This window comes from Dyadobacter sp. CY261, assembly GCF_021440085.1.
In the GTDB taxonomy this organism is placed as follows: domain Bacteria; phylum Bacteroidota; class Bacteroidia; order Cytophagales; family Spirosomataceae; genus Dyadobacter.
This window is the reverse complement of sequence record NZ_JAKCPW010000004.1, coordinates 15885-29227: the sequence shown is the minus strand read 5'-3', so window position 1 is coordinate 29227 and position 13343 is coordinate 15885. Positions and strand designations below refer to the sequence as shown.

The window sequence follows — 13343 nt, the reverse complement described above, 5'->3', positions numbered from 1 at the left end:
CATGATCTTCTCCTTTGGTGAAATTATATAGCTCATTTCCATACCCTTGCGGATATTTATTGTACAAATATCAAGCCAGCGTTGTTGGAGCCACGCGGCTAGGAGTTATGACTCTATTGTTAGGGAAATGGTTGGAAGAGGGTTTAGAGCACCCGGTTCAAAACCTGGCAGCCGAAATATAACTTCTTTACTAACACTACGATGAAATATTTATTGTATTCGTTCAGAACATAAAAGAGTGCATTAAAGTTATGCCCGTAACGTATAATCAACTAAAAAATGGTGCGGTATAATGAAATTCATGACTAAATCCATTTTTTTCTTCTGAAAAACCAAAGCACAACAAGGGAGGAGAAGACCATGAGAAACAGCGAGAGCCAAAAGCCCCATGGTTCACCGGTGGAGGGTATGTGCTGATAGTTCATGCCGAAGATTCCGGCGATCAGCGTTGGCGGCATGAAAATGATCGTTACCACGGTAAAGATCTTGATTACCTGGCTTTGTTCGAGGTTGATCAAACCCATGAAGGTGTTCTGGAGATATTCGAGCCTTTCGAAATTGAATGTGGTGTATTCGAGTAGGGAGTTAATGTCTTTCAGGATGATTCGCAGGTGCTCTTTCCGGTCTTCGGGGAAGTGCTGGCTCCGCAGAATCCCGGATAGTACGCGTTGTTTGTCAATGCTGGTTTCACGGAGCATCATCGTGATCTCCTGCAAGCCGCTAATGCGGAGCAGAGTTTCCTGGCGTGTCTTCTGTTCGCGGCTCAGGTCCTTGCTGATGATCGAAATATCGCGTGAAATACCTTCCAATGCATCTGCATCGGCTTCAATGCGTGTTTCGAGCAGGAGTAGCATAAAGTCGACCCCACCTTGAATGCCATCCGGGCTGACTTTCATTTTTTTGACCGTGTCGGCGAATGTTTTAGAGTCGCCTCGGCGGTAGGTAAAAAGTACATTATGATGCAGGATAAACGAAACGGGGTAAGTTTCGTACCCTTCGCGTTCTATTTTGAGGAAGTTGGAGTTGGCATTGATCGTCTCGTTTTGTTCAAAGAAACGTGAACTGCTTTCGATTTCAACAATTTCCTGGGGCGTCTGAAAGCTGATGTTGCATTTGTTTTCCACCCATTCCTCTTCTTCCGCACTGGGAGACTGCAAATCTACCCATACCAGGTTGGGGGTCTTTCCCAGCTCGCGGATATCGTTTTCGCGCTTAATGACTCTGCCTTCTTTATAGAATATGCGTACCATGCGTTAAAGTTGGGAAAAAAAGCCATACGCTTAGCCGTTCGTTCATTGTTATAGCATCAGCTTCGAATGGCCGGCGGTTAAAGCTAACTTGTATTCGCTTAATAACACACACTTGTGAAACAGAAATTTCACCCGTTCAGAGCTTCGGAGGATTACTTGCACTTTTGGTTCAAAAGTCCGTCGGAAGAAGGCACAATTGCCAAGGCGGTTGAACTTGTAAGTATTGGGGAGGGTACTACAATCTTGCATTTGGCGATTTAAATGAGGACGGAGAAATCAATGATCTATGTGTAAGTAACAAGTTGCTTGCCGATAACTCGAAGTAAATTCCGGTCTTTTGGCAAAGTGTCGTATTTTTGTGCGATGCAAAATACCGCTTCTCCCGGAATATTGACGACGCAGTTCTGGTTGCTGGGCCTTAGCTCGTTTCTCTTCTCTTCCAGCTTCAATATGCTGATTCCCGAGCTACCGGGGTATCTTTCCAGCATGGGTGGAGCAGATTACAAAGGTGCTATCATCGGGTTGTTTACTTTGACGGCAGGCCTTTCACGACCATTCAGCGGCAGATTGACAGACCGTATCGGACGCGTTCCTGTCATGGCCTTTGGTTCATTGGTGTGTTTTGTCTGTGGGTTTTTGTACCCCGTTTTTACAACGGTAATGCCATTCCTACTCCTTAGGCTGGTACATGGGTTTTCAACTGGTTTCAAACCGACCGGGACGGCCGCGTATGTGGCAGACATTGTCCCTGCAAACCGGCGTGGCGAGGCAATGGGCATCCACGGTATGTGTATGGGTGTGGGGTCGGCGTTTGGTCCGGCGATTGGGAGCATGATCAGCCTGGCATTTTCTTTGAATGCCCTTTTTTACACCTCTTCCCTTCTGGCGTTCCTTTCAATTGCTATCCTGCTTAACATGAAAGAGACATTGCAGGAAAAGCAAAAATTTTCTTTGAAATCCTTTCAAATTACCTGGCGGGATGTTTTTGAACCCGACGTATTCAGTCCGGCGCTCATTACTTTTCTTTGCTATTTCGGGTTTGGTGCCGTTTCGACCGTTACGCCGGATTTCAGCGGCTATCTTGGTTTACCAAATCGCGGCCTGTATTTCATGATGTTTACTATTTCGTCCATTATGGTCCGGCTCTTCGCGGGAAAAATTTCCGACCGGCATGGCAGAATGCCTGTCACAATTGTCGGATGTGTTATCCTGATTCTGGCGATGATCATCACCGGCTACGCGGATTCTGTCGCTCTGTTTCTCACCGGGGCGGCTTTCTTTGGCGTCGCTATGGGAATTCTCTCGCCGGTACTTTCCGCCTGGACGGTGGATTTGAGCGGCGAGCACAACCGTGGGCGGGCAATCGCCACGATGTTTATCTCTTTGGAAGCGGGTATCGGGCTAGGGGCATTCCTTTCGGCTGAATTGTTTGAAAACCAACGGGAAAATCTCCCCTTAGTCTTCTTTTGCATGGCAGCCTTCGCATTCGCAGCGCTGTCTTATACTGTAACCATTTATCAATACAAAAAGCGTCGCACCCGTGTTATTTGACGATACCTATCAAAGCATTGCAGGGCCAGCGGAAGGCTTTTTCAAGGATAAAGGGAGCAAATTTCTGGCTTACGCATTTCCTGTCGAGAACGATTCGCAGGCCAAAGTGCAACTCAATAACTTATACGAGCTTCATCCGAAAGCTGTTCACCATTGTTATGCCTATCGCCTTGGTGCCGACAGGATGAGTTATCGAATAAGTGATGACGGCGAGCCTTCCGGCACAGCAGGTCGGCCTATTTTGAACACATTATATTCCAAAAATATAACGAATGTGCTGGTAGTGGTGGTCCGCTATTTTGGCGGGACATTGTTGGGAGTACCCGGGCTGATCAATGCCTATAAAACGGCCACAGAAATTGCATTGGAGCTTGCGGAAATAGTCACACGACATTATTTCAGCATTTATAGGTTGTCGTTCCAGTATCCGCAGATGAACGACGTCATGCGGATCGTAAAGGAAATGGAGTTGCCTGTGCGCGACCAGTTGTTCGAAATGCAATGCGTCATGGACGTGGAGGTGCGCGCCACACTTGTCGAGCGCTTTATCTCACGCTCGGAAAAGGTGGAAGACCTTGCGGTTGAGCTGGCCGGTTAATCGTTTTTTCGCAGCATCCTCACGAAGTCGTCCTCGTATTCTTTGATTGCCTTCAGGAGTTCCTTTAACTCTTTTTCCTCCGGCGTTCCTTTTTTCGCATCGAATATCTCGTCCGCCCGTTCCGAGGCCTTTTCATATTCGCTTTCGTTTGTGATTTTCATGGGCCAAGTGGTTGTATGATTTATCAAAAGTATTTTTTGTTTTTTAATACACAAAAAAACCGGCACAAAGGCCGGCTCTTTTGGGGTGCGTTAGTGGGTTATTAGGAGATTAATACCCCGGATTTTGTGTCAAGGTCGGTTGGCCGTCTTTCTGACTGTTCAGGATTTCGTCCTGTGGCAACGGGAAATAGAGGTTTTTCTGCGTGAAAGTTTTTCCTGCCATATATCCTCTTTTAGTGAAAGTCCGTCCCGAAGGCTCCTTACCTGCAACGGCTTCTTCCGCGGCATATTTGTTCAGTACTTTTTCCGCAATACCCCAGCGCACAAGGTCGAAGAAGCGGTGGCCTTCCATTGCGAATTCAAGGCGTTGCTCCATCCGAACTGCATTTCTGGCGTAGTCGGCGCCTTTTGCTGCAAAGGCTCCTGCCGGATAAGGTTCCACTTTGTAAGTCACCGTTGGATCCTGCACTGAACCGGTTTTGGCGCGGTTGCGAACCTGGTTTACCAAATCTTGTGCAGCGGCCAGGTTCCCCAGCTCGACTTCACATTCGGCCAACCACAACAACACATGCGACAGTTTGATCAGACGGTAGTTGTTGTTCACGTTCCGTTTGCTGGTTGAGTGAGTGGTACTGTTTTCTTCCGCTAGGTAATACATCCACTTTTTGCCTGTAAAAGGTCCTGCATAAGCCTGATCACGGATCCACGTCGAGCCGGGCATTGGGCCCCAATCGAGGAAGTTGACGCCGCGACGGCCTACTGTCCAATCGAGGCGAGGATCAACAGGAACAGTTTTATCCAAGGTAAATGTAGCCGTAGCGACGACTCCCTGATCGTTTGGCAAATCCACGTTGTTGTAGGTGTCCAATGTGCCATCGGCAGCTGTACCGATCATGGGAAGGCCATTTTCTGTCTTGAATGCATTTACGAGGTTATGCGATGGCTGGTAGAAACCGCAGCATCCGCGTCCTGGTGCGCCAGCTGAATATGGCCAGTTCAGGTTATCACCCGCATTGCCATTGTTACCATTTGTGCCATCGTTGACAGAGAACTGTACCTCCATAATCGACTCGGTATTGTTATTCCCCGTTGTCCGATAGTTGTCGTGGTAGTTGGCCACGAGTTTTTTACCAGAGTTTTTTACAACATCATCCAGCAATGTCTTGGCTTCAGCCCATTTCTTTTGAAAAAGATATGCTTTAGCCAGATATGATTTGGCAGCCCATTGCGTAGCACGTCCCTTTTGAGCCTGGGTTACAGGCAGGTTGTCGGCGGCGAATTTGAAATCATCTTCGATTTTAGCCCAAATATCATCAGTGTTGGGTACTTTGGTCGAGTTGGGGTCGCCTGCATTATAAATTTTCTCGTCAATGAACGGAACTTTGTTCCACATTTTTTTGGCTTCAAAATGATAGTGTCCGCGTAGGAAACGCGCTTCTGCAACCACCTGAAGTTTTTCTGCATCGGTCATGTCCTTCACATCGGGGCTCGCGGCGATCTGGATTACTTCGTTTGCACGGGCAACGCCATCATAGGAATGCCACCATTTGCCAAGGAAATAGGTATTGTCCGAAAGCCAGTTATACTGTTCGATGAACGATTGCTCGGGCTGGTCACCAGCGTCGGTGCCTTTTACGGCGTCATCGCTACTGATACCCCCGAAAACGTAATTCGAAATGGTGGATTGGCGACCGGTATTACCAGCGCCCACACCGTCGAGCAATGAATAGGCCCCGATGAGCAGGGCATTCACACCGTTTTTATTGCTGAGTTGTTCCAGCGATGCGCGCCCCTGGGGTTTCAGATCAAAAAAGTCGTCGGAGCAGGAGAAACTCAGACCAACCAGCAGGCATATTAATAATGATTTTTTCATTGTATGTTCTTTATAATGAAGATCAATGGATGAATTAGAAACCGAAACGCAAACCAACCAGATAAGACTTGGCCACAGGATAAGAGCCCTCATCGACGCCCATGTGCGTATCCTGATTGTTTTCGCCTGATCTTCTTAGGTTGATATCAGGGTCAAGTCCCGTGTATTTGGTGACTGTAAGCATGTTTTGTCCCTGGACATATACTTGTGCCGAGTTCAGTTTTACTTTTTTCAGCCAGGTTGAAGGCAGAGTGAAAGTAAGCTGTACGTTTTTCAGGCGGAAGTATGAACCGTCTTCGAGGAAGTAAGACGAAACCTGCTGGCTGGTGGCATCACCGGAGTTCAGGCGTGGCAATTTGGCGTCGTCACCTGATTTCTTCCAGGAGTTGTAAAGCATATCCTTGGAGCGGTTGCCCTGGAACACGTTGAAATCAGTCCAGTACTTGACATAGTTGAATATCTGGTTGCCTTGCACACCTTGTCCAAACAATGTCAGATCGAACCATTTGTAGCCGATACCCACGTTGATACCATAGTTGAAGTCGGGGTGCGGGTTACCGATAATGGTGCGGTCGGCCGCAGTAATGATACCATCGCCATTTACATCACGGAATTTGAAAGTACCTTCTCTGGTGTAAGAACCGAATTTTGGCGCCGCATCAGCTTCTGCCTGGTCCTTGATCACACCATCCACGAAATAACCATAGTAGCTTGCGATCGGAAGACCTGCTTTGGTAGCCGACATTGCCGGCAGACGGGTCGTGAAACCAAAGATGGTGGCGTTCGGGTCGTTGTTCAGTTTAATGACTTTGTTCTTGTAGCGGCCAAAGTTCACGCCAACCATATAACTGAAATCCCCTTTTTTATCCCGGAAATTCACGCCAAGGTCTACACCGCGGTTACGCACTTCACCAATGTTGGTGTAAGGGATCGTACCTGAACCGGCTGTTCTGGGGATGGCAATTTGCGTCAGCATATCTGAAGTCAGACGGTTGTAAACGTCGAGTACCACTTCGAGTTTGCTGTTGAACAATGTTGCGTCCAAACCGATATTGGCAGAGGTATTGGTTTCCCATTTACCATTGGAATTACCAAACTGAACAAGGTCGAAACCTCCCACGATCGACGTGCCGGTGCCGTTGATGTCGTAGGCATTGTTTTGTGGATCGGCCGCGTACAGTGTGTAAGCATTATAAACGTTAGGGATGAGTTGGTTACCGGTTTTACCCCAGCCGAAACGGACTTTCAAATCGTCCACGAACTTCACAGGTTTCATAAATGCCAGCTCGGTCATACGCAATCCCAGTGAAAATGCAGGGAAAATACCATAGCGGTTCGCTGCCGAGAAACGTGAAGATCCGTCACGACGCAATGTGAAATCGGCGAGCACGAGGTCTTTGAAAATGTAGTTGATTTTTCCAAACTGTGAGAACAACGCACTTTCTGTTGCGCCAGGGCCTGCATTGCTCAAACCTGCCGCCGAACCTGCATCGAGATAACGATAGTCGACGTCATCGAATGCAAATGAGCTACGGCTGGCGCGGAATTCCGCCGCGTATGTTTTCACGGCTTCCATACCTACCAACACGTTGAAGTTGTGTACGCCAAATGATTTGGCATAATTTAATGTGTTGAACCAGGTGAATGAACGGTCCACGTTGTTGATCACGTTCAAGCTGTTCGCATTTCTTGCCTCGGCCGCTTCGATATCGCGGTGGAAGTACTCCGAACGGTTAGACTGGTTATACTCTATACCTAGGCTGGTGCGGCCATAAAGTCCGGGAAGGATATCAATCTGTGCGAACACGTTGCCAAATGCGTGGGTGCCTTTCGTAAGGTTGTCTTTTTCGCGGTACAAACGGGCCAGCGGGTTGGGCGCATTACCGAGATTACTACCTCGGCTTCCCGCGAAGCCGTTGTAATCGGATGTGTTGGTTCCGCCAAGCGCTTTCGGACCACCCGTAATATCGAACACGGGGATGATCGGGTGTACACGGATCGCGAACATGATCGGGTTACCTTCGTCGTTGTTAGTAATCCCCTGCCGTTCGTCATACGAGAATGTAAAGTTCTCACCCACAGTTACTATTCCTTTTTTGAATTCGGTGTTCGCACGGACTGAATACCTTTTGTATTTGGTATATTTCAGAATACCGTCCTGCTTGAAATAATTGGCAGAAAGTGCATATTTTGCTGCTTCTGAACCACCGGAAGCGCCAATCTGGTAATTGGAAATTGAAGCCGGATCGAAAATTTCGTCCTGCCAGTCGGTTCCTTGCTTGTTGGCTTTGGTGATATTGAATGCGGTTTTGCCCAAATTAGGATCGGCGATGTCGTTGGTATAGGTGTAATTCGCTGGAAGTTCACCGTACACATTTGGATAAATGTAGTCGGCGATGGTCTGGTTGCCATTTTCGTCGAATTTGTATTGGGCGGAAGGCGATGTTACCGAAGGGTTCTTGCCTGCTCCCAGGTCAGCTTCATACAAATACTGCCCCAACTCTTTGGTATTCAACAGATCGAGCATTTTGCCCGGGCGCTGGGTACCGGTATAGAAGTCGAAACTGATACTAGGTGCGCCGGTTTTGCCCTTTTTGGTGGTAATGATCACAACCCCGTTCGCAGCGCGCGCACCATAAATGGATGCCGCCGATGCATCTTTCAAAACCTGCATCGATTCGATGTCATTCGGATTAATCTGGTTCAGCGTTCCTTGTGTAGGCACGCCGTCGATTACGTAAAGCGGGCTGTTGTTGTTGATCGAACCAAAACCACGGATACGCACCATGGTACCACCACCCGGTGAATTGTCATTTCCCACAGTCACTCCGGAAGCGCGGCCTTGAAGCATTTGCGTTACACTCGCGGTAGGCACCGAAGTAAGTTCCTTGGGGTTGATTACCGTTACAGCGCCGGTTATATCCTTTTTACGCTGCGCCGCATAACCGGTTACGACCACCTCGCTGAGGTTTTTGATGTCGTCTTCCATCGCCACATTGATAGTCGACTGATTGCCTACCGGAACTTCCTTTTTGATAAGACCAATCGAGGAGAAGACAAGGATCGCATCTGCGCCTTTTGCCTCAAGCGCGTAACTGCCGTCGGCGTCGGTGACTGTACCGACAGCGCTTCCTTTTAGCTGCACGTTCACACCGGGAATACCGGTTCCATCTGCGGAGGAGGTGACTTTACCCTTGACCGGATGATCCTGGGCGTAAGATAAATGAGCTGCTATTGCGAACAGCATAATCATGACACCCCGGAAAAGCGGGACTAGTAAATGTTTGTTCATAAATGAGTTGGGGATAATGTTAAAATAATGTAAGTAAATATCAATATACCATCAAATATAGAAATATGCCTCACATTCGAGTGTGATTTTTAGCAATATTTTTATAATTAATATTAATATGTTACTGGTTACAAAATATTGCTTCTTCGAAAAGTCTTATTATGCAAACGATTGCATGCCGTAGGTTACTCTTGGAATAAAACAATCCTTAAACTGTATACGCAGCAGTTTGGGCGGGAGAAAATTTGCAACTCAAAGTGTATTTTTGTGGTTAACAGATTACACTTTCACAATCACGGACTAACTCACAAACTATTATCAGGGATTTGGAATATTTAAATGGCCTCGAAGTGGCAGAACAGGACCTCATCGAGGTACAAGGCGCCCGGGAACACAATTTGAAAAACATTGATGTCGCCATCCCACGTAATAAGCTAGTGGTGGTGACCGGTATCAGCGGAAGCGGCAAGTCGTCGCTCGCATTCGATACAATTTATGCCGAAGGACAGCGCAGGTATATGGAGAGCTTCTCCTCGTATGCGCGTGGCTTTATAGGAGAAATGGAGCGGCCTGATGTCGACAAGATCAGCGGTTTGTCACCGGTGATCAGTATCGAGCAGAAAACAACATCGAGAAACCCCCGGTCGACGGTGGGGACTGTTACTGAAATTTATGACTTCCTGCGCCTGCTCTACGCGCGCGCGGGCGAGGCCTATTCGTACGTAACAGGCAGGCGGATGATCAAGCAATCGCAGGATCAGATCGTGAACCAGCTCATGACGCAGTTCATTGGACAGAAAATCATGCTGCTTGCACCTGCAGTAAAAGGCCGTAAAGGGCATTACCGAGAGCTTTTTGTCCAGATCGCGCGCCTGGGCTATACCAAAGTGCGCGTCGATGGAGAGGTGCAGGACATTACGCCCAAAATGCAGCTCGACCGCTATAAGGTCCATGATATCGAGATCGTGATTGACCGTGTGATCCCTAAAAAAGAAGAGGAAGATCCGCAGTCTCGATACCGGATGAGCCAATCGGTAGCCACGGCCATCAAGCAAGGTAAAGGCGCGTTGATCGTGCTGGACGCAAAAGGCGAAACGAATTATTTTTCCCAAAACCTGATGGACCCGGAGTCTGGGATTAGCTATGATGATCCGGCACCGAACGCATTTTCGTTCAACTCGCCTTACGGCTGGTGCCCTACTTGCCAGGGATTGGGTATTATCGAAGAGATCACCGAAGATTCCATTATGCCCGACAAATCCCTGAGCATTAGCCGCGGTGGCATTGCACCAATGGGTGAATATCGTGAGGCATGGATATTCAAGCAACTTGAAGTCTTGCTGAAGGAATACAAGATCACGCTCACGACCCCGCTTGAAAAATTCTCCGAGGAAGCGTTGAAACTGGTGCTTTACGGTAGCGAGGAAGCTGTTCCGGTACCTTCGAAGAAATACCCTGGCACAGACTGGGAGACCAAATTTGACGGTATCATCAACTTCTTGAAACGTCAGCAGGAATCGGGTAATGAAAAAATTCAGGATTGGTTGAAGGATTTCATGGTGACTCAAACCTGCCCCGAATGCAAGGGCAAGCGCCTGAGGAAAGAATCATTACATTTTAAAATAGACAAAAAAGACATTGCCGAGCTGGCTGATAGTGACATTCGCGAGCTGGCCGAATGGCTGGTAGGATTGGAAGATCGCCTCGAAGAAAAGCAACGCATGATCGGTCATGAGGTTTTGAAGGAAATCCGGAAACGCGTCGGTTTTATGCTCGATGTTGGTTTGGATTACCTGACGTTAAACCGGGCGTTGAGGACCTTGTCGGGCGGAGAAGCGCAGCGCATTCGCCTCGCAACGCAGATCGGTACGCAGCTTACCGGCGTGCTTTACATTATGGACGAGCCGAGTATTGGTTTGCACCAGCGCGACAATGTGCGGTTGATCAATTCTCTTAAAAGTCTTCGCGACCTCGGCAACACTGTCCTCGTGGTGGAACACGACAAAGATATGATGCTGGCCTCGGACTATATTCTCGACATTGGCCCGGGCGCAGGACGTCACGGCGGTAGCGTGGTAGGAGCGGGAACACCGGAGAAATTTCTGCAAAATGGCTCACTAACGGCCGATTACCTGGCTGGTCGCGCATCCATTGAGGTTCCTAAAAAGCGTCGGAAAGGCAACGGCGACTCCATTGCGCTGAAAGGCTGTACAGGTCATAATTTAAAGAATGTCTCGGTTTCGATCCCGCTAGGAACAATGATCTGCGTAACGGGCGTTAGTGGCAGCGGTAAATCGTCGCTGATCCACGAAACGTTGTTCCCGCTTTTGAATCACCATTTTTACAAATCGAGAAGAGAGCCGCTGCCTTACAAGTCGATCGAAGGGTTGGAGCATATCGACAAAGTAATAGAAGTAGACCAGTCCCCGATAGGCCGCACGCCACGTTCGAACCCAGCCACTTATACCAACCTGTTTACCGATATACGAACACTTTTTGCCGAGTTGCCAGAGGCTAAAATTCGTGGTTACAAACCAGGTCGCTTCTCCTTCAACGTCAAAGGTGGGCGTTGCGAGGATTGCGAAGGAGCGGGGATGAAGAAGATTGAAATGGATTTCCTGCCCGATGTGCATGTCAACTGCGAAACCTGTAAAGGCAAGCGTTTCAACCGGGAAACTTTGGAGGTCCGTTTCAAAGGAAAATCCATTGCGGACATCCTCGATATGACTGTCGAAACGGCATTGGAATTCTTTGAAAATCAGCCAAGATTACTCCGCAAAGTGCAGACATTGAATGATGTTGGTTTGGGCTACATTACACTGGGCCAGCATGCTACGACATTGTCCGGCGGCGAAGCGCAGCGTGTAAAGCTTTCCGAAGAGTTGTCAAAAAGGGATACCGGCAAAACATTATATATTCTCGACGAGCCTACGACCGGTTTGCATTTCCAGGACATCCGGCATTTACTCAATGTTTTGAATAAACTCGTTGAAAAAGGAAATACAGTGCTCATCATCGAACATAACCTCGACGTGATCAAGGTTGCCGATTACATTATCGACGTAGGTCCGGAGGGGGGAGCACAAGGTGGCCGCATTATTGCGGAAGGAACACCTGAGAAAGTGGCGAAGGTAAAGGGCAGCTTTACCGGTCATTTTTTAAAGGAAGAACTGAAATAGGAAAATACTCCGCGATCTTTTTTCAAATACCCTGCTCCCGCCGAGGAGGCAGGGTATTTGCATTAATGCACTTCTATTTTGCTCCAAAATGGAGCTGACACAGTTTGATCAGGATATAGCAGACGGGCTTCATATAAACCGGGGGAAAGCTCGGATGGCACGGCATACTTACCGTAATAAACGTTGAAACTACCGTCTGCAAAGGAAGGATCGGACCTTATATCCGCCTTCAGATTGACGGTTCGTCCGGCATTCTTCAGTTGCAAGTCGGGCAAAATTGTGGTAGGGTCAAATGCGGAATACATTCTGCCAAGTACCGCCGGAAATGGATTTACATATAATGCCCCGCCCCTTTCGGCGACGATCTTTCTTGCATAGTAATAAATAGGGCGGTCGATCGGATAGTCAATTTGGGAGAGCCAGATCTGACCAATGGCTTTCTCTTTATCATTGCTGGAAATCGTCCTTATCAACGCATTGACTAGTGTGTCGTTCTGAAATATGCTGACCGAGTAAGACCCGTTAGGAAGGCTCGACGGCAACGTACACCACAAGGAAGCTGAGTCGGCGAATGTCGCCGGAACTGTGACGGCGTTCAACAGAAAATCACTTTCAACCGTTACTTTGTAGCGGTCTTTTGCCATAAAACCGTTGCCGGAGATAAGGATTTGTTTGTTGAGCGGAGCGGCTGAGAAAAGCGGAAATTCCCCAAAGCGGTACACGAGCGACCGGACTGGCAGAAATTTTCTGTTTTTGGCCAGTTCAAACATTTTATCGCCAAATTTTAGAACAACATTCAATTGGCTGGATTCCTTAAATGGATTTGCGTTCTGGAAATAAACCGCGTTGACCGACGCAAATCCGTCAAGTCGGCTGCCCGTGCCGTCATCCGTCAGAGTAGCCGATAGCGTAGCTTTTGAATCGGGACTTTCAGGAACTGTGCCGACGCCGGATATAAGGTCATATGGGATTTCGCATGCCCCAGATGTGGAAAGCCGAAAATCGTATACAGGATCGACTGACGCCTTCAAAGGGCCGGGATGTTTGACAAAAAACTGATATGTTTTGATTTGTTGTGACGAGGAGCTGATCTGCAAACCCAGCGGTGTTTTGTTTTTGAATGCAAAATTTATCAATGTGGACGAACCCGAATTGGTCCATGTCAGATAAGCGCCGGGATAGAGCTTAAATTGTATGCGAATCTCACTTTCGGTGAAGCCGGCCTGAAGGGTAATCAAATAGGCATCAATGGTAGAGTCGAAAATAATTTTGTCTGCGCCGGGAACGTCAATATATTGGATAAAAGCGGAGTCGGTCAGCGGAGTGACTTTAATTTCTTCGGGGTCAGGCTCTGGCGTTTCTTTTTGTTTTTTGTGGCAGGAAAAGAAAAGGATCAGCGAAGCTGAAAGCAATAGGAGAAATCTATTCATGACTGTAAC

General features: G+C 48.0%; 8 protein-coding genes. 3 read left to right on the top strand and 5 right to left on the bottom strand.

The window, feature by feature from the left end:
* Positions 1–305: 305 nt before the first annotated feature.
* Entirely contained in the window at positions 306–1250 is a 945-nt protein-coding gene (gene corA, locus LZD49_RS12710; protein ID WP_234667806.1) for a magnesium/cobalt transporter CorA, read from the bottom strand.
* 363 nt (positions 1251–1613) lie between these two features.
* Between corA and LZD49_RS12705 the strand changes: the two genes are divergently transcribed.
* Both LZD49_RS12705 and LZD49_RS12700 read left to right on the top strand, forming a co-directional pair.
* Complete coding sequence (locus LZD49_RS12705) at positions 1614–2801, top strand: MFS transporter (protein WP_234667803.1); 1188 nt, start codon at positions 1614–1616, stop codon at positions 2799–2801.
* Positions 2791–3399, top strand: coding sequence for a YigZ family protein (locus tag LZD49_RS12700; protein ID WP_234667801.1), 609 nt, complete (start codon positions 2791–2793; stop codon positions 3397–3399). The genes LZD49_RS12705 and LZD49_RS12700 overlap by 11 nt, the downstream gene beginning before the upstream one ends.
* Here the strand turns inward: LZD49_RS12700 and LZD49_RS12695 are convergent.
* The 3 genes from LZD49_RS12695 to LZD49_RS12685 form a co-directional block, all read right to left on the bottom strand.
* A complete protein-coding gene (locus LZD49_RS12695; RefSeq protein ID WP_234667799.1) occupies positions 3396–3560 on the bottom strand; it encodes a hypothetical protein in 165 nt (54 codons plus the stop codon). The genes LZD49_RS12700 and LZD49_RS12695 overlap by 4 nt on opposite strands.
* A gap of 109 nt (positions 3561–3669) precedes the next feature.
* The gene (locus LZD49_RS12690) at positions 3670–5433 is read right to left on the bottom strand and encodes a RagB/SusD family nutrient uptake outer membrane protein (protein WP_234667797.1); all 1764 of its coding nucleotides are present in this window, start codon (positions 5431–5433) and stop codon (positions 3670–3672) included.
* A gap of 34 nt (positions 5434–5467) precedes the next feature.
* On the bottom strand, positions 5468–8725 hold the full coding sequence (locus LZD49_RS12685; protein WP_234667795.1) for a TonB-dependent receptor: 3258 nt from the start codon (positions 8723–8725) through the stop codon (positions 5468–5470).
* A 326-nt stretch (positions 8726–9051) separates the two neighbouring features.
* Between LZD49_RS12685 and uvrA the strand changes: the two genes are divergently transcribed.
* Positions 9052–11904 carry an excinuclease ABC subunit UvrA gene (gene uvrA, locus LZD49_RS12680; RefSeq protein WP_234667793.1) on the top strand — a complete coding sequence of 951 codons (2853 nt, stop codon included), beginning with the start codon at positions 9052–9054 and terminating at the stop codon, positions 11902–11904.
* 62 nt (positions 11905–11966) lie between these two features.
* Here the strand turns inward: uvrA and LZD49_RS12675 are convergent, their stop codons facing one another.
* Positions 11967–13334 carry an IPT/TIG domain-containing protein gene (locus LZD49_RS12675; protein ID WP_234667791.1) on the bottom strand — a complete coding sequence of 456 codons (1368 nt, stop codon included), beginning with the start codon at positions 13332–13334 and terminating at the stop codon, positions 11967–11969.
* Positions 13335–13343: the final 9 nt, after the last annotated feature.

Coding starts and splice junctions, on each gene's coding strand:
- LZD49_RS12705 (WP_234667803.1), top strand. CDS start 1,614: ATGCAAAATACCGCTTCTCCCGGAATATTGACGACGCAGTTCTGGTTG.
- LZD49_RS12695 (WP_234667799.1), bottom strand. CDS start 3,560: ATGAAAATCACAAACGAAAGCGAATATGAAAAGGCCTCGGAACGGGCG.
- LZD49_RS12685 (WP_234667795.1), bottom strand. CDS start 8,725: ATGAACAAACATTTACTAGTCCCGCTTTTCCGGGGTGTCATGATTATG.
- corA (WP_234667806.1), bottom strand. CDS start 1,250: ATGGTACGCATATTCTATAAAGAAGGCAGAGTCATTAAGCGCGAAAAC.
- LZD49_RS12675 (WP_234667791.1), bottom strand. CDS start 13,334: ATGAATAGATTTCTCCTATTGCTTTCAGCTTCGCTGATCCTTTTCTTT.
- LZD49_RS12690 (WP_234667797.1), bottom strand. CDS start 5,433: ATGAAAAAATCATTATTAATATGCCTGCTGGTTGGTCTGAGTTTCTCC.